Origin of the sequence: Aeromonas sp. FDAARGOS 1405 (assembly GCF_019048265.1) — a bacterium.
In the GTDB taxonomy this organism is placed as follows: Bacteria; Pseudomonadota; Gammaproteobacteria; order Enterobacterales; family Aeromonadaceae; genus Aeromonas; species Aeromonas veronii_A.
This window is the reverse complement of sequence record NZ_CP077311.1, coordinates 3144216-3164624: the sequence shown is the minus strand read 5'-3', so window position 1 is coordinate 3164624 and position 20409 is coordinate 3144216. Positions and strand designations below refer to the sequence as shown.

Sequence of the window (20409 nt, the reverse complement as noted above, 5' to 3'; positions counted from 1 at the left end):
ACTCAATATGAAAATTGTTAGCATTATTCAGGGTGTCGGCACCCAGTTACGCAGTCTGGCCATGGTCTTCTCCCATGCCTGGCGGCCCCGTGAAACCCTCAACTATCCGGAGCAGGCAGTCTATGCGGCCCCCCGCTACCGCGGTCGCATCGTGCTGACCCGCGACCCCGACGGGGACGAGCGCTGCGTGGCCTGCAACCTCTGCGCAGTTGCCTGCCCGGTCGGCTGCATCTCGCTGCAAAAATCCGAGCGGGAAGATGGTCGCTGGTATCCGGAGTTCTTTCGCATCAACTTCTCTCGCTGCATCTTCTGCGGCCTGTGTGAAGAGGCTTGCCCCACCACCGCCATCCAGCTGACACCGGATTTCGAGATGGGTGAGTATCGCCGCCAGGATCTGGTGTACGAGAAGGAGGATCTGCTGATCAGCGGGCCCGGCAAATACCCGGACTACAACTTCTATCGCATGAGCGGGATGGCCATCGACGGCAAGCCGAAAGGGGATGCCGAAAACGAAGCCAAGCCCATCGATGTCAAGAGCCTGCTGCCCTGAGGAGTCAATCATGGAACTGGCATTTTATGCCTCGGCCCTGGTGGCCATTTACAGCACGCTGCGGGTGATCAGCACCAGCAATCCCATGCATGCGCTGCTCAATCTCATCATCTCCCTCATCGCCGTGGCCATGATCTTCTTCTGCCTGGGTGCCGCCTTTGCGGGCGCCCTGCAGGTGATCGTCTACGCCGGCGCCATCATGGTGCTGTTCGTGTTCGTGGTGATGATGCTGAACCTGGGGAGTGCCCAGGCGCAGGAGAAAAAGTGGCTCACCCCCATGACCTGGGGGGGCCCAGCCCTGCTCTCGCTGATCCTGCTGGGCTTTCTGGCCCACGGCATTCTCGGGGTGACCGGGGGCCTGATCGGAGTGACCGAGGTGACCGCCAAGCAGGTGGGTGTCGAGCTCTTTGGCCCCTATGTGCTGGCGGTGGAGCTTGCCTCCATCCTGCTGCTGGCGGGTCTGGTAACCGCCTATCACCTGGGTCGGGAAGAGAAGAGCGGTGAAGTGCTCTCCGTCCCCCGCACAGCATCCCGCTCTGCACAAGAAGGAGGTCAGCAATGAATGGAATCCCTATGGAGCACGGCCTCCTGCTGGCCGCGGTGCTCTTCTGCATCGGCTTGTGCGGTCTGCTGATCCGCCGCAACCTGCTCTATATCCTGATGAGTATCGAAATCATGATGAATGCCTCGGCACTGGCGTTTGTGGTGGCGGGTAGCCGCTGGGCCCAGGCCGATGGCCAGATCATGTATATCCTGGTGATTTCTCTGGCGGCAGCGGAGGCCAGTATCGGCCTTGCCCTGTTACTGCTGCTCTATCGTCGTTACCACACCCTGAACGTGGACACTGTGAGCGAGATGCGCGGATGAGCCTCTTATATCTGACTTTTCTAATTCCGCTGCTGGGATGGCTGGTATTGGCCTTCTCCCTCGGCCGGTTTGGCGAGCGTACCTCGGCGCTGATCGGGGTGGGCTCCATTGGCCTGTCGGCCCTCACTACCCTGTGGGTGGGCATCGACTTTCTGGGCAACCCGCCCGAGGGGGGCGTCTATGTCCAGCGCCTGTGGCAATGGATGGCGGTGGGCAACTTTACCCCGAGCTTCTCGCTGGCACTGGATGGCCTGTCGCTGACCATGCTGGGGGTAGTGACCGGGGTGGGTTTCTTTATCCACCTGTTCGCCTCCTGGTATATGCGCGGTGAAGAGGGCTACTCCCGCTTCTTTACCTACACCAACCTCTTTATCGCCAGCATGCTGTTTCTGGTACTGGCCGATGACCTGCTGTTTGTCTACCTCGGCTGGGAAGGGGTAGGGCTGTGCAGCTATCTGCTGATCGGCTTCTACTACAAGGATCGCAACAACGGAGCGGCGGCCCTCAAGGCATTTGTCGTGACCCGGGTGGGTGATGTCTTCCTCGCCATCGGCCTGTTTATCCTCTATCGGGAACTGGGCACCCTCAATATCCACGAGCTGCTGGTTCGTGCCCCGACCCTGTTTGCCGAGGGCTCCCCTGCCCTGTCGCTGGCCTGCCTGATGCTCTTGGGCGGCGCAGTCGGCAAATCGGCCCAGCTGCCGCTGCAAACCTGGCTGGCGGATGCGATGGCAGGCCCGACCCCGGTCTCCGCGCTGATCCACGCCGCCACCATGGTGACCGCCGGTGTCTACCTGATTGCACGTACCCACGGCCTGTTCCTGCTGGCGCCAGAGATCCTCCATCTGGTCGGACTGGTTGGCGCCATCACCCTGGTGCTGGCAGGCTTTGCCGCGCTGGTTCAGACCGATATCAAGCGGATCCTCGCCTACTCCACCATGAGCCAGATTGGCTACATGTTTCTGGCACTGGGTGTCGGCGCATGGGAAGGGGCCATCTTCCACCTGATGACCCACGCCTTCTTCAAGGCGCTGCTGTTCCTCTCCGCCGGTGCCGTTATCGTTGCCTGCCACCATGAGCAGAACATCTTCAAGATGGGTGGCCTGCGCAAGAGTTTGCCGCTGGTCTATGCCTGCTTCCTGGTGGGGGGCTCGGCGCTGGCGGCGTTGCCGCTGGTCACTTCCGGTTTCTACAGTAAGGACGCCATCCTGTGGCAAGTAGAAGCCTCTGGCCAAAGCGCGCTGCTGTGGGCAGGTCTGGTAGGGGCATTCCTCACCTCGCTCTATACCTTCCGGCTGATCTTTATCGCCTTCCATGGCAAAGAGCAGACCAAAGCCCACGCTGGTCACGGTCTGGCTCACCATCTGCCGCTGCTGGTGCTGCTGGTGCTTTCTACCGGCATAGGCGCGCTGATCACCCCGCCACTGGCAGGTGTACTGCCCGCAGGCCCGGGGGACCATATCGAAGAGGGTCGCCATGCACTGGAGGTAGCCTCCGGCATCATCGCCATTGCGGGCATCACGCTGGCCGCGTTTCTGTTCCTTGGTGAGCGCCGTCTGGCCACCGCCATTGCCAACAGCGCGCCAGGCCGCCTGCTCAGCACCCTCTGGTTCAACGCCTGGGGCTTTGACTGGCTCTACGACCAGCTGTGGGTCAAGCCCTATCTGCTGGCGACCCGGCTGCTGGCCCGAGACCCGCTGGACTGGATGATGGGCCTGCCCGCCTGGTTTGCCCTGCGGGGCAACCAGCTGCTGGCCTGGACAGTCACCGGCAAGTTGCGCTGGTATGCCGCCTCCATGGGGATCGGCGCCGTGCTGGTGCTGGCGCTGTTGCTGTTGGGGTAACGCGATGAACAACACGAAGACCGTACAGCCGGGCTGTTTGCTCTCCCTGATGGAACAGGGAGCGCAATCTCATATGAACTTGAACGAGAGCTGATACCGTGACCTTACTCTGGATCTTGCTAATTCCTTTTATCGGCGGCTTGCTCTGCTGGCAGATGGAGCGTCTCGGCGGGCAGTTTGTCCGCTGGGTAGCCCTCCTCTCCATGAGCGCCAGCCTGCTGCTCTCCTGTGCCATCTGGCTAAGTGGTGACTTCTCCCTTGCCACCACGGGTCTCGACAGCGCGGGCGTCTCCGGTGCTGCCTCCGCCTGGGCCGCCGAGTGGCGCCTGCCGTGGATCCCGCGCTTCGGCATCTCTTTGCATCTGGCGGTGGATGGCCTGTCGCTCTTGATGGTGATCCTCACCTGCTTTATCGGGGTACTGGCCATTCTCTGTTCGTGGAAAGAGATCGTGCAACGCATCGGCTTCTTCCATCTGAACCTGCTCTGGATCCTGGGTGGCGTGCTCGGCGTCTTTATGGCGCTGGATCTGTTCCTCTTCTTCTTCTTCTGGGAGATGATGCTGGTTCCCATGTACTTCCTGATTGCGCTCTGGGGCCATTCGGTCACTGACGGCAAATCACGGATCAACGCGGCGACCAAGTTCTTCATCTACACCCAGGTGAGCGGCCTGATCATGCTGGTGGCCATCATCGGGCTGGTGCTGACCCACCAGCATGCTACCGGTGTCTTCACCTTCAACTATCTGGAGCTGCTCAATACCCCGATGAGCAAGGGTGTACAGTGGCTGCTGATGCTGGGCTTCTTCATCGCCTTCGCGGTCAAGATGCCGCTGGTGCCGCTGCACGGCTGGCTGCCGGATGCCCATAGTCAGGCGCCGACCGCAGGCTCGGTGGATTTGGCCGGTATTTTGCTCAAAACCGCCGCCTATGGTCTGCTGCGCTTTGCCCTGCCCCTCTTCCCGGAGGCCTCCGCCGAATTTGCTCCCTACGCCATGGTGCTGGGTCTTGTCGGCATCGTGTATGGCGCCATCGTGGCCTTTGCCCAGACCGACATTAAACGCCTGGTGGCCTACACCAGCATCTCCCACATGGGTTTTGTGATGATCGCTATCTACTCAGGTAGCGAAGTGGCCCTGCAGGGTGCCGTTGTGCAGATGATCGCCCACGGTCTCTCGGCTGCCGGCCTCTTTATCCTCTGCGGTCAGCTCTACGAGCGGTTGCACACTCGGGATCTGCGCCAGATGGGCGGCCTGTGGGGACGCCTGCGCTATCTGCCCGGCGTGATGCTCTTCTTCTCGGTAGCGTCGCTCGGCATGCCGGGCACCGGCAACTTTGTCGGCGAGTTCCTGATCCTGGTCGGCAGCTTCCAGGTTGCCCCTGTCATCACGGCGGTCGCCACCTTCGGTCTGGTGCTGGCCTCGGTCTACTCTCTCATCATGTTGCAGCGTGCATGCTTTGGCCCCGCCAAGGATGAGAGCATGCTCAAGGGGCTGGATCGCCGCGAGCTGACCATGATGATGGTGATCGCGGGCCTGCTGGTTCTGCTTGGCCTCTATCCCCAACCCGTGATTGACACCGCCAGCAGCAGCCTTATCAACGTGCTGCACTGGTATCTGCTGCCGACTGCTGGAGCCCTGCAATGACTTTCTCCGCTTCCCAACTGCTGGCACTGCTTCCCCTGCTGTTGACCACCGGGGCCATGGCGGCCCTGATGCTGGCCATCGCCTGGCGCCGCTGTGTCACCACCGCCTTTACCGTGACCATTGTTGGCCTCAACCTTGCGCTCTTCTCGCTGCCCATCGTGATGGCGCAAGGGGATCAGGGGGTCACCCCGCTGCTGCAAGTGGACAGTTACGCCGTCTTTTACATGGGACTGGTGCTCATCGGCGCCCTGGCCACCTGCACCTTCGGTCAATCGTGGCTGAAAGCCTACCCGGACAACCGGGAGGAGTTCTTCCTGCTGCTGCTGATCGCCACCGCTGGTGGTCTGGTGCTGGCCTGCTCCCGTCACCTCGCCTCTCTCTTTATCGGGATCGAGATGCTGACACTGCCGATGTTCGGTCTGGTGGGTTACGCCTACCGCGAGCGCCACTCGCTGGAAGCCGCGGTGAAATACATGGTGCTCTCTGCCGCCGCTACCGCCTTCCTGCTGTTTGGCATGGCGCTGCTCTATGCACAGGCAGGCAGCCTGAGCTTTGCCGCCCTGGGGCAGACTCTGGCCGAGAGCCCGGCTCACCATCCGCTGCTGATGGGCGGTTTGGGGTTAATGCTGGTCGGCTTTGCCTTTAAACTCTCCCTGGCCCCCTTCCACCTCTGGACCCCAGATGTCTATGAAGGTGCCCCGGCACCGGTCGCCACCTTCCTCGCCACCGTCAGCAAGGTGGCGGTCTTTGCCGTGCTGCTGCGCTTCTATCTGGCGGTACCGGCGGCGAGCGATCCCATGATCCACTGGCTGCTGGCAGCCATGGCGGTCATCTCCATCCTGGTCGGCAACCTGCTGGCCCTGGTGCAGACCAACGTCAAACGGATGCTGGGTTACTCCTCCATCTCCCACTTCGGTTACCTGCTGGCGGTGATCGTGGCGAGCCGATTCGGCCAGATGCCGGTGGAAGCGGCCGGGGTCTACCTGCTGATGTATCTGTTCACCAGCCTGGGTGCCTTTGGGGTGGTGAGCATGATGTCGAGCCCCTATCGCGGCAAGGATGCAGACTCCCTGCACAGCTATCGCGGTCTGTTCTGGAAGCGTCCTTACCTCACAGCCGTACTGACGGTGATGATGTTGTCACTCGCGGGCATCCCGATGACCCTCGGCTTTATCGGCAAGTTCTACCTCATCGGCGTCACCGTCGAGGCGCAGCTCTGGTGGCTCTCCGGCGCCATCGTGCTCGGCAGCGCACTGGGTCTCTACTACTACCTCAAGGTGATGGTGACCCTCTATCTGCGCGAACCAGGCATGCAGCAGCGGGATGCCAGCGCCGACTGGGCACTCTCCTCCGGTGGTGTGGTAGTGCTGCTCTCTGCCGCACTGGTGGTCTTGCTCGGCCTCTACCCACAACCCGTCATCTCTCTGGTACAGGGTTTCCAGAACGTGGTACTGCAGTAATATCAAACAACCTCTCAATCAAAACCGGTCCATGTGGCCGGTTTTTTATTGCCACATAACCGATACCCCCTGCCACGACTCAAATTTGCCTGTCTTTAGAAAGGCTTATACTGACACATCAAATATTGATGGGTATTCAGCCAGCCCCCTTGCTGATATATTGATGACTGGCAGGAATGGAGTTCCGAGCGATGATGCAGCCTACTTTTCATCAATTTGATGCGCATCCACTGACCGATACACTGCTTCCCTATCGAGGGGGACGACTCGATGTGTTGCTGGCCGAGCGGGATGCCGCACGTGTTGCCGAACTGCAGCAGCAGTGTCAGCGCCTCGATATTCAGCTCTGTGGCGCCATCTTTCCAAGCCTGGTCAGCCGACATGGTTTCCACGAACGGGGGGCCTGGCTGTTGCCCAGATCCACATCTCACAACCCTCTGCTGATCCCGCTCTCTTCTACAGCCAGCGCCGATGAACTGGCCGCCATCATCTGCGAGCGACTGGCCTCCAGACTTTCCGAGTGGCCGGATGCACAGAAAATTCCTACCCTCTTTCTCACTTTCGACGCCATGATCCCCAATATCGCCTCCATTCTTGAAGGGCTCTATTTGCGGCTGGCAGATAGGGTCAACTATGCCGGCGTCAATGCGGGCAGCGGTCAGTTCACTGCCATGCCCTGCCTGTTTGATACCCGGACATTGCTGGATCATGGGGTCAGTTGTGTACTGCTTCCCCACCAAAGTTACTCCCTGCTCGAGCACGGCTACCAGCTCACTGCTCAACCCATGCTTGCCACCAGCAGCGAGGGCAACAAGATCTCCTTTATCGACTGGGAACCCGCCTTCAGCCGCTATCAATCCCTGATCCGGCAGCAATTCCAGCAGAACCTCACCCCGGAGCAGTTCTACCAGTACGGCGTCCACTTGCCGCTCGGGTTGCTCAGAGCCAATGGCGATGTAATCGTGCGGATCCCGGTCGCCGTCACCGAAGAGGGTGCCCTGCTCTGCGTGGGAGAGGTCCCTGACCACAGTATTCTCACGCTGCTCAAGGCGCCGCAAAGTCCGACAACCCATGCCATTGAGCTGGCCGGAAAACTCAGCCAGCATGGTGTGCCTGAATACATCGAGCTCTACTACTGCGCCGGGCGTCAGCAGCACTTCGGTACGCAGAGTGCGCTTGAGCTGGAAACCCTCTTCACTCACAGTGGGGCACATGAATTGGCTGGTGCCCTCTCCCTTGGTGAAATAGGGAGCCTGCGACCAGGGGACTACCCGCTGTTTCACAACGGCGCCATTCTCTGCAACGGGGAGGGACCGCGGTGAACAACGATCACGCCATGGCCATTGTCTGCGATCTCGCCCTCTGTATTGGTCGGGAGGTCACACTCGATGCCCTGCTCACCAAGGTGTTGCAGCGTTTTATGTTTCACTGTGCCACACCGGTTGGTGTGGTATTGCAGCAGCAACGGGAAGGATATGAGCTGCTCAAGGTCATTGGTGATGATCAGCTATCCCGGCACTGTGGCTCTCGGCTCTCCTTGCCGACCTGGGTTGGTGAAGGAGATCAGTGTGCGCTGCAAACAACTGTGCCTCTCCCCGGTGGCCGGCCATACCACTTTGCCTATCGGCTCAGGGTTGACGGGGGATATCTCATCTTGCTGCTGGCACCCCACCCCCAGCAGCATACTGTACCGGTCTGCCATCTGTTCAGCCCGGTACTTGGTAATCTGGCTCGAGCCATCCAGCTATGCAAGGACAGCGAACAGCTCGCCAGGCGCCAGCAGGCCGAGCTGGTCGACATGCAGCGCCTCAACGAGTCCCTGCTCAAGGCCATCCCCATCCCGGTATTCTACAAGGATGTTGAAGGGCGCTTTATCAGTTGCAACCCTGCCTTTACTCAAGTGACCGGGATCAGCAGGACCGATCTGCAGGGGAAGCGAGTAGACGAAATCCTGCCGCCAGAGATGGCGGACGAATATACCCAACGTGACATGGAGGTGCTGCGCAGCAGGCAGCCGCAATATTTCGAACATACGCTGTTTGATCGCAGCGGCCACCGCTACCAGGTGCTGAACTTCAAGGATCTCTTCTATGACCATCAGGGCGAGGTGGCAGGTATCATCGGCGCCCTGGTCGACATCACTCATATCAAGGAGAGCGAGCAGCGCCAGCGCACCCTGCTGTTTCAGACCATAGCGGCCCTCTCCTCCGCGATTGCCCACAAAGATCCGGTCACGGCAGGACACGAACGGCGCGTGCACGATCTCGCGCTGGCCATCGGTCAACAGCTGCAACTGCCGCAGGAGCAGCTGGATGGGCTGGGCCTTGCGGCCATGGTGCACAACATCGGCCTGTTGCAGATCCCAGCAGAGATCCTCACCCGCCCACGGGAACTGAGACAGGTGGAGTTCGAACTGATCAAACAACATCCGGAGACAGGTCGCGAGATCCTGCAACAAATTGACTTCCCCTGGCCCATCACCACCATAGTGCAGCAGCACCATGAAAACATGGATGGTAGTGGCTACCCGCAGGGGCTGCAGGGGGATGCCATCTCTCTGGAGGCGAGAATTATACGGGTCGCCGACTCCCTCGCCGCCATGACGGCCCACCGTCCGTTCCGGCGTGCCCTCCCCCTCACCGAAGCCTTCGCCGAGCTGACGCGCTATGCCGGAGTGCATTACGACGAACGGGTGGTCGATGCCTGTTTCGCCGTCTGGCAAGCGGGCTACCGCTTTACTACCACCTGACTCTGGTTGCACCAAGATGATGTTTAAAAATATACCGCCATCCACTCAGCCACCGGGCGTCAGCGATCACCCTACCGCAGCCCTGCTCCATCAGGTGATGGAACAGCTGCCCTATCGCGTCCTGCTGAAAGATACCCGTTCACACTTCATCGCCTGCAACCGTCTCTTGGCCAACGATCTTGCCCTCACCCCGGCAGAGCTGGTTGGCAAGTGTGATGCCGACTTTTTTCCGGCCGAACTGGCACAACGCTATCGGGATGATGATCTCCAGGTCATGGCCAGCGGCAAAACCCGGCATCACGAAGAACCCTATCTGAAGGGAGGGGAAGGCCGCTGGCTCAGTACCACCAAGTTTCCCCTGTACGATGAGCTGGGCAAGGTGATCGGCGTCGGTGTCTTTTTCGAAGATATTACCGACCAGAAGCAGCAGCAGGAGCGTCTCCAGCAATATACCTGGACGCTTGAAGCCATTACCCGCGCCCACCATGCCATGCTCAAGCAGGGGGACGAGCAGACACTACTGCAGGAGATCTGCGATGCCATCACCTTCGATGGTCGCTTTCCTCTGGTGATCGTGCTGCAGGCCGCTGATCAGGACAGAATGCAGATCCTGGCGCAGGCAGGTCAGGCTATCTGGTTTGCCAGCGATGACTGGCTCACCCGGGATGTGGCCCTGATCCGGGCCATCAGCTCAGGCGAGATGCTTAACGAAGCACTCGGCATCGAACTGGTTCACCACTCCGCCACCCTGAGGGGCCGGCTGCTGCTGCCATTACCGTGGCAAGCCGCAGTGCCAGGTGGCCTGCTTATTCACAGCACGCAGGCCAGAGCCTTCACCGATGAGGAAGTACACCTCTTCAACGGACTGGCTGACTACCTGACATATGGCCTGCAAGCTCGTCGTACCCAGCAAGCCTATCTCGCCGCTCAGCGAGAAAAAGCCATGCATGCCCGCCAACTGGAGCTGGCCCTGGAGGATGCGCTGGGAGCCATCGCTGCCGTGCTGGAACAACGCGATCCCTACACCGCTGGTCACCAGAAGCACGTCGCTACTCTGGCGTTGGCCATCGGTCGGGAACTGGGGCTGGGTGACAAACAGTTACGTGGTCTTTATCTGGGCGCCATGGTGCACGATATCGGTAAAATCCAGGTGCCTGTCGAGATCCTGACCAAACCGGGCAAGCTGACCCCCCAGGAGTTCAATCTGGTCAAGGAGCACCCGACGGCAGGTTATCTGGTGCTCAAGGATATTGCTCTACCCTGGCCCATCGCCCGGATGATCCACCAGCACCACGAGTATCTGGACGGTTCCGGCTATCCAGGGAAGCTAAAGGGGGATGAGATCCTGCTGGAGGCCCGCATCCTCACCGTCGCCGATATCGTCGAATCCATGTCCTCGGATCGTCCCTATCGCGCCGCCCTCGGCATTCCCCAAGCAAGGGAGCAGATCATCCAGATGCGTGGCCATCAGCTCGATGCGGATGTGGTGGATGCCTGTCTGCGGATCCTAGACCGGGGAGACTTTATCCCCCAACCGCTCGGCAAGCCGTAACGACACGGATAAAAAAACCGGCCAATTGGCCGGTTTCTGTTTTTATGCGCTGGTGCTGTCTCTATTAACCCAGACGAACCCGGGCGTTGCGGAACATCCGCATCCAGGCGCCGTCCTCGCCCCAGTTGTCGGGGTGCCAGGAGTTGGCCACGGTACGGAACACCCGCTCCGGGTGCGGCATCATGATGGTGGCGCGGCCATCGGTGGTGGTCACGGCGGTGATACCATCCGGCGAGCCATTTGGGTTGGCCGGGTACTGCTCGGTCACGCTGCCGCGGTTGTCGACAAAGCGCAGCCCTACCAGACCGCTCTGCTGCAGTGCGCTCAGGTGAGCGGCATCGCGCACCTCGACACGCCCTTCCCCGTGGGAAACGGCGATGGGCATCACGGAGCCTGCCATGCCGGCGAAGAAGGCCGACGGGGACTCCTGTACCTGCACCAGACTGAAGCGGGCCTCGAAGCGCTCGGAGCGGTTGCGTACAAAGCGCGGCCAGAGATCAGCACCCGGGATGAGATCCCGCAGGTTGGACATCATCTGGCAACCGTTGCAGACACCCAGAGAGAGGGTATCGCCGCGCTCGAAGAAGCGCTGGAACTGCTCACGGGCGTTGTCATTGAACAGGATGGACTTGGCCCAGCCTTCACCGGCACCCAACACATCACCGTAGGAGAAGCCGCCACAGGCCACCAGGGTCTGGAACTCCTCCAGCTTGATGCGACCGGAGAGAATGTCGCTCATGTGCACGTCCACTGCCGCGAAACCGGCACGATCGAACGCCGCCGCCATCTCCACGTGGGAGTTGACCCCCTGCTCGCGCAGCACCGCCAGACGGGGGGAGACCCCGCGGGCAATGTAAGGTGCAGCCACATCCTCGGACGGGTTGTAAGTCAGCTTGGCATGCAGACCCGGATCGGTGGCGTCCTGACGGGCCGCGTGCTCACTGTCGGCGCACGCCGGGTTGTCGCGCAGGCGCTGCATCTGCCAGCTGGTCTCGCCCCAGATGGTGCGAAGTGCGGTACGGCTGGCACGATAGACCTCCTGACCGCCCCGCTGCAGGGTGATGAGATCCCCTTCGCGCACGGTACCGAGCACATGGGAGCAGGCCGCCAGACCGTGACCGGCCAGCAGGGTCATCACCGCCTCTTTGTCTTCACGGCGTACCTGAATGACGGCGCCCAGCTCCTCGTTGAACAACGCAGGCAGCAGCTCGCCGCCGATGCGATCGAGCTGGATGTCGAGGCCGCAGTGGCCGGCAAACGCCATTTCGGTCAGGGTGACGAACAGGCCACCGTCGGAGCGGTCGTGATAGGCGATCAGTTTGCGATCGGCCACCAGCGTCTGAATGGCGTTGAAGAAGCCCTTGAGCTGGACCGGGTTGTCGAGATCCGGCGCCTTGTCACCCAGCTGACGGTAGACCTGCGCTAGCGCCGAGGCGCCTAGGCGCTGCTTGCCATTGCCAAGGTCGATGAGGATAAGGTCGGTCTCACCGAGATCGGTACGCAGCTGCGGAGTAACCGTGTTGCGCACATCCTCGACCCGGGCAAACGCCGAGATGAGCAGGGAGAGCGGCGAAGTGACGCTTTGCTCCTTGCCATCCTGCTGCCAGCAGGTCTTCATGGACATGGAGTCCTTGCCCACCGGAATGGTGATGCCAAGGGCCGGGCAGAGCTCCTCGCCCACCGCTTTGACCGCCTCATAGAGACCGGCATCTTCACCCGGATGACCGGCAGCGGCCATCCAGTTGGCGGAGAGCTTGACCCGCTTGAGGGAACCGATGTGGGCCGGTGCCAGGTTGGTAAGCGCTTCCGCCACCGCCATGCGAGCGGAGGCGGCGTGGGAGAGCAGCGCCACCGGGGTACGCTCGCCCATGGACATGGCTTCGCCGTGATAGCTGTCATAGGTGGCAGCGGTGACGGCGCAATCGGCCACCGGGATCTGCCAGGGGCCAACCATCTGGTCGCGGTTGACGAGGCCCGTTACGCTGCGATCGCCGATGGTGATAAGGAAGGACTTCTCCGCCACGGTCGGCAGACGCAGAACCCGCTCGGCCGCATCACTCAAAGTGATGCCATCGAGCTGGAGCGCTTTGCCTTGTGCCGGCAGGGTCACCACGTCGCGGTGCATCTTGGGCGCCTTGCCCAGCAGCACATCCAGCGGCAGATCGATGGGCTGATTGTCAAAGTGGCTGTCAGAGAGGGTCAGATGCTTCTCTTCGGTCGCGGTGCCGATGACGGCATAGGGTGCGCGCTCGCGCTCGCACAGCGCCTTGAACAGCGGCAGCTTGTCCTGCGCTACCGCCAGCACGTAACGCTCCTGGGATTCGTTGCACCAGATCTCCAGCGGGCTCATGCCCGGCTCGTCGCTCTGGATGGCGCGCAGATCGAAACGACCGCCACGCTCACCGTCGTTGACCAGCTCCGGCATGGCGTTGGAGAGACCACCCGCCCCCACGTCGTGGATAAAGACGATAGGGTTGTCGTCACCCAGCTGCCAGCAGCGATCGATCACCTCCTGGCAACGGCGCTCCATCTCGGGGTTGTCACGCTGCACCGAGGCAAAGTCGAGATCTTCGGCTGACTGGCCGGAGGCCATGGAGGATGCGGCACCACCGCCCAGACCGATGTTCATCGCCGGGCCGCCCAGCACGATCAGCGCCGCGCCGACCGGGATCTCCCCTTTCTGGACATGTTCGGTGCGGATGTTGCCGATGCCGCCTGCCAGCATGATGGGCTTGTGGTAGCCACGCACCTCGACGCCATTGTGGCTCGGCACCTCCTCTTCGAAGGTACGGAAGTAGCCGAGAATGGCCGGACGGCCGAACTCGTTGTTGAAGGCAGCGCCGCCGAGCGGCCCCTCCTGCATGATGTCGAAGGCACTGACGATACGGCTCGGCTTGCCGAAATCCTGCTCCCAGGGCTGCTCGAAGCCGGGAATGCGCAGGTTGGAGACGGAGAAACCGACCAGACCCGCCTTGGGCTTGGCACCACGACCGGTGGCTCCCTCGTCGCGGATTTCGCCGCCGGAGCCGGTGGCTGCCCCCGGGAACGGGGAGATGGCGGTCGGGTGGTTGTGGGTCTCCACCTTCATCAGGATGTCGACCTGTTCCTGGTGATACTGGTATTCGCCGTTGGCCGGGCTCGGGAAGAAGCGGCCACCCTGGCTCCCTTCCATCACGGCGGCGTTGTCTTTATAGGCAGAGAGGACATGATCCGGCGTCTGCTCGAAGGTGTTCTTGATCATCTTGAACAGCGACTTGGGCTGCTGCTCACCATCGATGGTCCAGTCGGCATTGAAGATCTTGTGACGGCAGTGTTCGGAGTTCGCCTGGGCGAACATGTAGAGCTCGATATCGTTGGGGTTGCGACCCAACTTGGTGAAGTTCTCCACCAGATAGTCGATTTCGTCGTCGGCCAGCGCCAGACCCAGCGCCACGTTGGCTTCGGCCAGGGCTGCGCGACCACCGCCCAGCACATCCACCTGGGTGAAGGGGCGAGGCTCGTGGTGAGCAAACAGGGCGGCAGCTTCGCTCATCTCGGCAAACACCACTTCCATCATCCGATCATGGAGCACGGCGGCAATGGCGCTGCGCTGGGCGGCACTCAGCTCACCCGGCCCCTTGATGGTCAGGTAATAGGCAATACCACGCTCCAGCCGCTTGACTTGTTTCAGGCCGCAGTTGTGGGCGATGTCGGTTGCTTTGGAAGACCAGGGGGAGATAGTGCCGGGGCGGGGGGTAACAAGAAACAGCTGACCGCTGGGGGTGTGTTCGGGGATGGTCGGGCCGTAGCGCAAGAGCTGGCCCAAGGTCGCTCGCTCGGGGGGAGAGAGGGGGCTTGTCAGCTCGGCAAAGTGCACATACTCGGCATAGACATCCTCTATCTCTACTCCGCTCTCTACTCCACTCTCGTTTTTCATCTGTGCGAAGCGTTGCAGCAGTTTTTGGACACGAAAATCAGACAGTGCTGGGGCACCACGCAAGATATCCATATGACCTTTCTCACCAAGTTTTAAAGTGGGGGGGAATTGAGACGCGCGTATTATAGGGATCTGGCTCACAGCGGACAAACGTTTTTCTCACTTCACGCAGTGTGACTCTGCGCACACTCTCTGGTATAAAGGTGCCTCTTTTTTGACAAATGCCGATTTTTTCAACAAAGGTACTCACCTACTTGCGCTGCATTTTTCGACTGTTTATCGGGCTGTTGTTGACGCTGACGCTGGTTGGCTGCGACTTCTATACCCCCTCCAGCCAGCTGGAGCAGATCCGCCAACGAGGCGAGATCAGGGTTGGCACCATCTATGGCCCCACATCCTATTACCAGCGTGACGACCTCGCCCAGGGGTTCGATTACGAGCTGGCGCAACATTATGCCGAATGGCTGGGGGTGAAACTCACCATCATCCCGGTCAACACCACTGACGAACTGGTTACCCTGCTGAAAAAGGGTAAAGTCGATCTGGCGGCAGCCGCCATCATGGTCACTCAGGAGCGGCGCGAGCTGTTTCGCTTCGGCCCGGGCTTCTACCAGGTCTCTCCCAAGCTGGTATACCGTAATGGCAAGCCCAAGCCGGCCTCGTTGAACGATATCAAGGGCAAGCTGGTGGTGGCCGCCGGCTCCACCGGGGAAGATCTGCTCAAAGAGATGAGCAAAGAGAATCCCAAACTGACGTGGAGCACCAGCCACAACGCCGATGTGGAGGAACTGCTCAAGCAGGTGGTGGATGGCAAGATTGACTACACGGTGGTGCAGGATACCGTGCTGGCCCGTACCCAGCGCTACTACCCGGAGCTCACCGAGGGGCTGACCCTGGCACAGAAGCAGACCGTTGCCTGGGCCATGAGCAAGCTGCCCGATGACAGCCTCTATGCCAGCGTCATCGACTTTTTCGGTCAGCGCTTTATGGACGGCGCTATCGCCAAGCTGGACGAGAAGTACTTCGGCCACGTGCAGAACTTCGACTTTGTCGATACCCGCACCTTCCTCAAGCGCGCCAAGAGCCTGCTGCCCAAGTACCAGCCGCTGTTCCAGACCCACGCCAAGAATATCGACTGGCGCCTGCTGGCTGCCATCAGCTATCAGGAGTCCCACTGGGACCCGCAGGCGCGCTCCTACACCGGCGTGCGTGGCATGATGATGCTGACCGAGCCCACCGCCAAGGCGATGGGAGTCAACGACCGGCTTCATCCGGAAGAGAGCATCAAGGGTGGCTCCCTCTATCTGCAACAGATGATGGAGAAGGTGCCGGATTCGGTGCCCGAGGACGAGAAGGTGTGGTTTGCTCTCACCGCCTACAACATCGGCTACGGCCATATGATGGACGCGCGCCGTCTGACCAAGGAACTCGGCAAGAATCCCGACGCCTGGAGCGACGTCAAGGATGTGCTGCCGCTGCTGCAGCAAGCACGCTGGCATCGCAAGGTGCGTTACGGCTATGCCCGCGGCAGCGAGGCGCGCAACTATGTCAACAACGTGCGTCAGTACTACCAGAGCCTGCTCTGGCTCGATAACGAGCAACAGAAGGCCCACCAACGGGAGAGTCTCGACAACGACAGCGAGCCGGAGATCGCCGAGCGCCCGACTATCATCGCCGAAGTGGTCAATCAGATCACCATGCGCTAACCAGCCATTATTCGGCTGTTTTCACGCAAACTTCTCTGTTACCATCGATTCACATCGGAGCCTATCCGAAATCGCATTGTTTTCATTATGTTGAGAGAGTAAATAACAGCAATTTCGGATGGGCGCCATCAATGACCCAAGGCCGGGATGGCCACCTGAGTTGGGAGGAGACCAAGATGCAAAAACGTAGAAAAATCAGTCTGGTCAGAAAAGCGAAGTGCAGCTGGAGCCCCAGACGCAAACTCAAGCTTAATGACATCAAGCGCAACCTGTGGCGCAGAAATCGATCCTATACCCTGCTTATTGCAGAGCACACAGCATAAACCCGGCATTCGCCGGGTTTTTTTATCTTCTTTCTCACCTGAAAATCGTCTTACACCAGCGCCGCCTTGAACTGTACCGTCCGCTTGGAGATCAGTGAGTTGCAGTGGTTGCAGAAGTAATCCACCGCGCCGCACGCCTTGAGACGCTCCAGCTCCTGCTGGCAGGTCGGGCAGATGGCCGTGACGCGAACAGGTGCCTGGCACTGACCACAGGTTTGCTCCTTGCTGCGGGTATCCAGTTCAGCCTGGCATGACGGGCAAAGCAGGGCTTCCATTGTAGACTCCTCATAAAGTGAACCTGCGATAGGCTTGCCCATGGCGGGTTCCCCTCCCCTTATTCCTCACCTTCACGTGGCGAGGATAACAAAGCGGCTGCCGGTGAGGGCAGCCGCAAGGACTTATTTCTTCTTCATCTTCAGCAGGCGTTTGCGCTGACGTTCCTGACTCAGGGTCATGGTGTTCTTCTTGCCTTCAAACGGGTTGACCGACTCCTGGAACTCGACCCGGATCGGCGAGCCCATGATCTTGAGGGACTTGCGGAAGTAGTTGATGAGATACCGCTTGTAGGAGTCCGGCAAGTCGTTCAGCTGGTTGCCGTGGATCACGATGCGTGGCGGGTTGTAACCACCGGCGTGGGCATACTTGAGCTTGACGCGGCGACCATTGACCATCGGCGGCTGGTGATCTTCCTGCGCCATCTGCATGATGCGGGTCAGCATCGCCGTACTGGTACGACGGGTGGCGGACTGATAAGCCTCCTGAATGGATTCAAACAGGTGGCCTACACCGCTACCGTGCAGGGCGGAGATGAAGTGAACGCGGGCGAAGTCGATGAAGCCCAAGCGACGATCCAGCTCGTTCTTCACATCCTCTTTCACCTTCTGATCCAGGCCATCCCACTTGTTCACCACCAGCACCACGGAGCGACCGGCATGGAGCACATAGCCCAGAATGCTCAAGTCCTGATCGGTGATGGTCTCCTGAGCGTCGATCACCAGCAGGCAGACGTTGGCATCTTCGATGGCTTTCAGGGTCTTGATAACGGAGAACTTCTCCACCGTCTCGTGCACCTTGCCACGACGACGCACACCGGCGGTGTCGATGACCACATACTTCTGCTCGTCACGCTCCATCGGAATGTAAACGGAGTCACGAGTGGTACCGGGCATGTCATAGACGATGACCCGATCTTCACCCAGCATGCGGTTGGTCAGGGTCGATTTACCGACGTTGGGACGACCAACGATGGCGAACTTGATGGGCAGGTCGGCAAACGGGGTCTCCTTAGTGTCCTCTTTGGTATCGAGTTCACCGGCAGCCACCATGCGCAGCAGGGCTTCTTCGTCGAAGTCCTCCTCTTCCTCATCCTGCGCATCTTCATCGGTAGCGGAGTCGACCAGGGTCTCCAGATGGGGAGCCAGGGCCAGTTCCAGCAGGCTCAGCACGCCACGACCGTGGGCGGCCGCGATCTGGTAGACCTCGCCCAGGGCCAGACCGTAGAACTCGGAAACCGCGGAATCACCGTCGATACCATCGGTCTTGTTGGCCACCAGAAATACCTTCTTGTGGGCCTTGCGCAGGTGCTCGGCGATGGCTTGATCCGCCGCGGTCAGACCGGCACGGGCATCCACCATGAACAGCACGACGTCCGCTTCTTCGATGGCCAACAGGGATTGCTCGGCCATCTTCAGCTCGATCCCCTCTTCGGTACCATCGATACCACCGGTATCGACCACGATAAATTCCAGCTCGCCCAGCTTCGCCTGACCGTATTTGCGATCCCGGGTCAGACCGGGAAAATCGGCAACCAGGGCATCCCGGGTACGAGTCAGACGGTTAAACAGGGTGGATTTCCCCACATTTGGGCGGCCCACCAGGGCTACTACAGGAGTCATAAAAGCCTCATTCTCAAGACGACAAAGGCTCCGGGTCCGAAGACCAGGAGCCGTATATTCACATTAACGGACGATCAAGGACGCTTGAGGGCGTACAACTTGCCGCCACGGCTCTGTACATACAGGGTCTCGCCATCCACCAAGGGAGCGGCGTAGAGACCACTGCTATCGAGCTGCTGCATCGCCTTGATGGTACCGTCGGTACGATCAAGCCAATACAGGTATCCTTCCACATCGCCTACCACCACATAGTCACCGAAGATGACAGGTGCGGTGACGGTGCGGTTTTCCAGCTGGGTATTGGACCACAGCTCCAGACCGTTGCGGCGGTCCACGGCAAACAGGTGGCTGCGGCTGTCGGTCAGCACAATGGCATTACCGGTCATCGCCAGATCGCGATAGCCGGAATACTTGCGCTTCCACACCTCGTCACCACTCATCAGTTTGCGTGCCATCAACTGGCCATTGTAGGCGATGGCATAGAGCTCATCACCGGCAATCAGCGGGCTGGCATCGACGTCCACCATACGGTCAAGCTCGGTGGCACCGCGCGGGTCGGCGACCTTGGACTGGCGCACCGGTTGGCCGTTACCGAGCAGGGCAATGCCCACCTTGCCATCGGCGCGGCCATAAATCACGGCACCATTGGTGATCACCGGCGCACCTGCACTGCGCAGGGTCAGCGGCGGCTGCTCTTCAGAGAGAGTCCACTGAACCTTGCCTTCGTCAGTATCGAGGGCAATCAGGCGACCGGAGGTAGTCAGCACTACCACGCGGCCATCTTCCACCGCAGGGCTCGCCACCACTTCGCCGGGCACATTGGTCTGCCACAGCACATCACCATTCTCTTCGTTCAGGGCGTATACCACCCCGTTCTCGGAGCCGAGGAACAGCTTGCCGTAACGGGATACCAGACCACCCGAGAGGCGGGCGCTGCGCTTGTCGGCGTTGACCGGCAGGTCAGCCAGATCGACTGTCCAGAGGCGATCGCCACTGGCACGATCAAAGGCGCTGACATCGCCGTCGCGGGCAGCCGCGTAGATGCGGTCCTCTTCCACCACCGGCTTGAGCTGGGAGTAGAAGTCACCGATGCCATCACCCACGGTGGATGACCATGCGGTGTCGGCAGTGAAGGAAGATTCAACCTTGGGCAGCGGCGCCATCGGGTTGAGATCCTCTTCCGAACTGAACAGGGAGCAACCCTGCAGAGCGAAGGAGACCGCAGCCCCCAGCGCCACCATCTTGAATAGATTACGCATCCGGTGCCTCACCAGTCGCAACGGCCGGCAGGGCCAGATCATCCATTTTCAGCTTGAGCTCGGCGCTACCCTGCAGGCCGCCGGCATCCGCCGCCGCCTGATAGGCGTCGCGAGCCTCCTCAATCTTGCCCTGCTTTTGCAGGATGTCACCGCGCACTTCGGCCACCTGGGCCTTGAAGGCGTCGCTGTTGATCTTGCCAAGTTGGGCCAGCGCTTCATCTGCCTTGCCCTGATCATTCAGCACTCGGGCCAGACGCAACGCCGCGATGGGACGAATGCTCTCGTCACCTGTGGTCGCCACCAGCTCCAGCTGCTCGGCAGCCAGATCCAGCTTGCCCGCCTTGACGGCAGCAGCAGCCAGTTGCAAAGCGGCCAATTCGCCGTAGGAGTCGCCCTTGTTGGCGGTGACAAACTGCTGTGCCTGCTCGAAACCGGCGGCATCGCCCTTGGCCAGCTGCTCAATCACCTGGTTGTAAGAGTGGGAGGAGGCCTCCATGGTCTCTTGCTGGTGCTGGTTGTAATAGCGCCAGCCGAACAGACCGACCAGACCGATCACGGTCCCGACAATCACCGAGGTTCCGTTCTCTTTCCACCACTCCTTGATAACCTCAACCTGTTGTTCTTCGGTGGTATAGACTTCCACAG

Annotated in this window: 15 protein-coding genes; 10 read left to right on the top strand and 5 right to left on the bottom strand. The window is 60.4% G+C overall.

The genetic code is table 11. From position 1 onward, the window contains the following. The first annotated feature begins 7 nt into the window (after positions 1 to 7). The 9 genes from nuoI to I6L35_RS14670 all read left to right on the top strand — a co-directional run bounded on the left by nuoI (position 8) and on the right by I6L35_RS14670 (position 10665). Positions 8 to 550 carry an NADH-quinone oxidoreductase subunit NuoI gene (gene nuoI, locus I6L35_RS14710; RefSeq protein WP_005337245.1) on the top strand — a complete coding sequence of 181 codons (543 nt, stop codon included), beginning with the start codon at positions 8 to 10 and terminating at the stop codon, positions 548 to 550. Positions 551 to 560: 10 nt separating this feature from the next. Next, positions 561 to 1112: an NADH-quinone oxidoreductase subunit J gene (gene nuoJ, locus I6L35_RS14705; protein WP_005359828.1), complete on the top strand. Its 552-nt coding sequence runs from the start codon at positions 561 to 563 to the stop codon at positions 1110 to 1112. Then, positions 1109 to 1417, top strand: coding sequence for an NADH-quinone oxidoreductase subunit NuoK (nuoK, locus tag I6L35_RS14700; RefSeq protein ID WP_005337247.1), 309 nt, complete (start codon positions 1109 to 1111; stop codon positions 1415 to 1417). The genes nuoJ and nuoK overlap by 4 nt, the downstream gene beginning before the upstream one ends. Then, the gene (gene nuoL, locus I6L35_RS14695) at positions 1414 to 3261 is read left to right on the top strand and encodes an NADH-quinone oxidoreductase subunit L (RefSeq protein WP_216978571.1); all 1848 of its coding nucleotides are present in this window, start codon (positions 1414 to 1416) and stop codon (positions 3259 to 3261) included. Before nuoK ends, nuoL begins: the two co-directional genes overlap by 4 nt. A gap of 98 nt (positions 3262 to 3359) precedes the next feature. Further along, positions 3360 to 4904, top strand: coding sequence for an NADH-quinone oxidoreductase subunit M (gene nuoM, locus I6L35_RS14690; protein WP_216978570.1), 1545 nt, complete (start codon positions 3360 to 3362; stop codon positions 4902 to 4904). Beyond that, a complete protein-coding gene (gene nuoN / locus I6L35_RS14685; protein ID WP_194496077.1) occupies positions 4901 to 6364 on the top strand; it encodes an NADH-quinone oxidoreductase subunit NuoN in 1464 nt (487 codons plus the stop codon). Before nuoM ends, nuoN begins: the two co-directional genes overlap by 4 nt. Before the next feature lie 191 nt (positions 6365 to 6555). Continuing rightward, entirely contained in the window at positions 6556 to 7686 is a 1131-nt protein-coding gene (locus tag I6L35_RS14680; RefSeq protein WP_216978569.1) for an FIST signal transduction protein, read from the top strand. After that, entirely contained in the window at positions 7683 to 9113 is a 1431-nt protein-coding gene (locus tag I6L35_RS14675) for an HD domain-containing phosphohydrolase (protein WP_216978568.1), read from the top strand. The genes I6L35_RS14680 and I6L35_RS14675 overlap by 4 nt, the downstream gene beginning before the upstream one ends. Before the next feature lie 16 nt (positions 9114 to 9129). Continuing rightward, positions 9130 to 10665 carry an HD domain-containing phosphohydrolase gene (locus I6L35_RS14670; protein ID WP_254204468.1) on the top strand — a complete coding sequence of 512 codons (1536 nt, stop codon included), beginning with the start codon at positions 9130 to 9132 and terminating at the stop codon, positions 10663 to 10665. Positions 10666 to 10729: 64 nt separating this feature from the next. Here I6L35_RS14670 and purL read toward each other — a convergent pair whose 3' ends face one another. Further along, entirely contained in the window at positions 10730 to 14653 is a 3924-nt protein-coding gene (purL, locus tag I6L35_RS14665; protein WP_216978567.1) for a phosphoribosylformylglycinamidine synthase, read from the bottom strand. Between the two features lie 149 nt (positions 14654 to 14802). On the opposite strand from purL, the gene mltF reads away from it, so the two are divergent. Further along, a complete protein-coding gene (gene mltF, locus I6L35_RS14660) occupies positions 14803 to 16287 on the top strand; it encodes a membrane-bound lytic murein transglycosylase MltF (RefSeq protein WP_216978566.1) in 1485 nt (494 codons plus the stop codon). Positions 16288 to 16660: 373 nt separating this feature from the next. Here mltF and I6L35_RS14655 read toward each other — a convergent pair whose 3' ends face one another. The 4 genes from I6L35_RS14655 to I6L35_RS14640 form a co-directional block, all read right to left on the bottom strand. Beyond that, the gene (locus I6L35_RS14655) at positions 16661 to 16885 is read right to left on the bottom strand and encodes a zinc ribbon domain-containing protein (RefSeq protein ID WP_005344872.1); all 225 of its coding nucleotides are present in this window, start codon (positions 16883 to 16885) and stop codon (positions 16661 to 16663) included. 123 nt (positions 16886 to 17008) lie between these two features. Next, positions 17009 to 18505 carry a ribosome biogenesis GTPase Der gene (gene der / locus I6L35_RS14650; protein ID WP_005333794.1) on the bottom strand — a complete coding sequence of 499 codons (1497 nt, stop codon included), beginning with the start codon at positions 18503 to 18505 and terminating at the stop codon, positions 17009 to 17011. 74 nt (positions 18506 to 18579) lie between these two features. Continuing rightward, positions 18580 to 19764 (bottom strand): outer membrane protein assembly factor BamB, encoded by a 1185-nt coding sequence (bamB, locus tag I6L35_RS14645; RefSeq protein WP_216978565.1) that lies wholly within the window; start codon positions 19762 to 19764, stop codon positions 18580 to 18582. Continuing rightward, positions 19757 to 20407 (bottom strand): tetratricopeptide repeat protein, encoded by a 651-nt coding sequence (locus tag I6L35_RS14640; RefSeq protein ID WP_216978564.1) that lies wholly within the window; start codon positions 20405 to 20407, stop codon positions 19757 to 19759. The genes bamB and I6L35_RS14640 overlap by 8 nt, the downstream gene beginning before the upstream one ends. Between the last annotated feature and the right edge of the window lie 2 nt (positions 20408 to 20409).

Coding starts and splice junctions, on each gene's coding strand:
- nuoK (WP_005337247.1), top strand. CDS start 1,109: ATGAATGGAATCCCTATGGAGCACGGCCTCCTGCTGGCCGCGGTGCTC.
- nuoI (WP_005337245.1), top strand. CDS start 8: ATGAAAATTGTTAGCATTATTCAGGGTGTCGGCACCCAGTTACGCAGT.
- bamB (WP_216978565.1), bottom strand. CDS start 19,764: ATGCGTAATCTATTCAAGATGGTGGCGCTGGGGGCTGCGGTCTCCTTC.
- nuoJ (WP_005359828.1), top strand. CDS start 561: ATGGAACTGGCATTTTATGCCTCGGCCCTGGTGGCCATTTACAGCACG.
- purL (WP_216978567.1), bottom strand. CDS start 14,653: ATGGATATCTTGCGTGGTGCCCCAGCACTGTCTGATTTTCGTGTCCAA.
- nuoL (WP_216978571.1), top strand. CDS start 1,414: ATGAGCCTCTTATATCTGACTTTTCTAATTCCGCTGCTGGGATGGCTG.
- I6L35_RS14655 (WP_005344872.1), bottom strand. CDS start 16,885: ATGGAAGCCCTGCTTTGCCCGTCATGCCAGGCTGAACTGGATACCCGC.
- mltF (WP_216978566.1), top strand. CDS start 14,803: ATGCCGATTTTTTCAACAAAGGTACTCACCTACTTGCGCTGCATTTTT.
- I6L35_RS14680 (WP_216978569.1), top strand. CDS start 6,556: ATGATGCAGCCTACTTTTCATCAATTTGATGCGCATCCACTGACCGAT.
- der (WP_005333794.1), bottom strand. CDS start 18,505: ATGACTCCTGTAGTAGCCCTGGTGGGCCGCCCAAATGTGGGGAAATCC.
- I6L35_RS14670 (WP_254204468.1), top strand. CDS start 9,130: ATGATGTTTAAAAATATACCGCCATCCACTCAGCCACCGGGCGTCAGC.
- nuoN (WP_194496077.1), top strand. CDS start 4,901: ATGACTTTCTCCGCTTCCCAACTGCTGGCACTGCTTCCCCTGCTGTTG.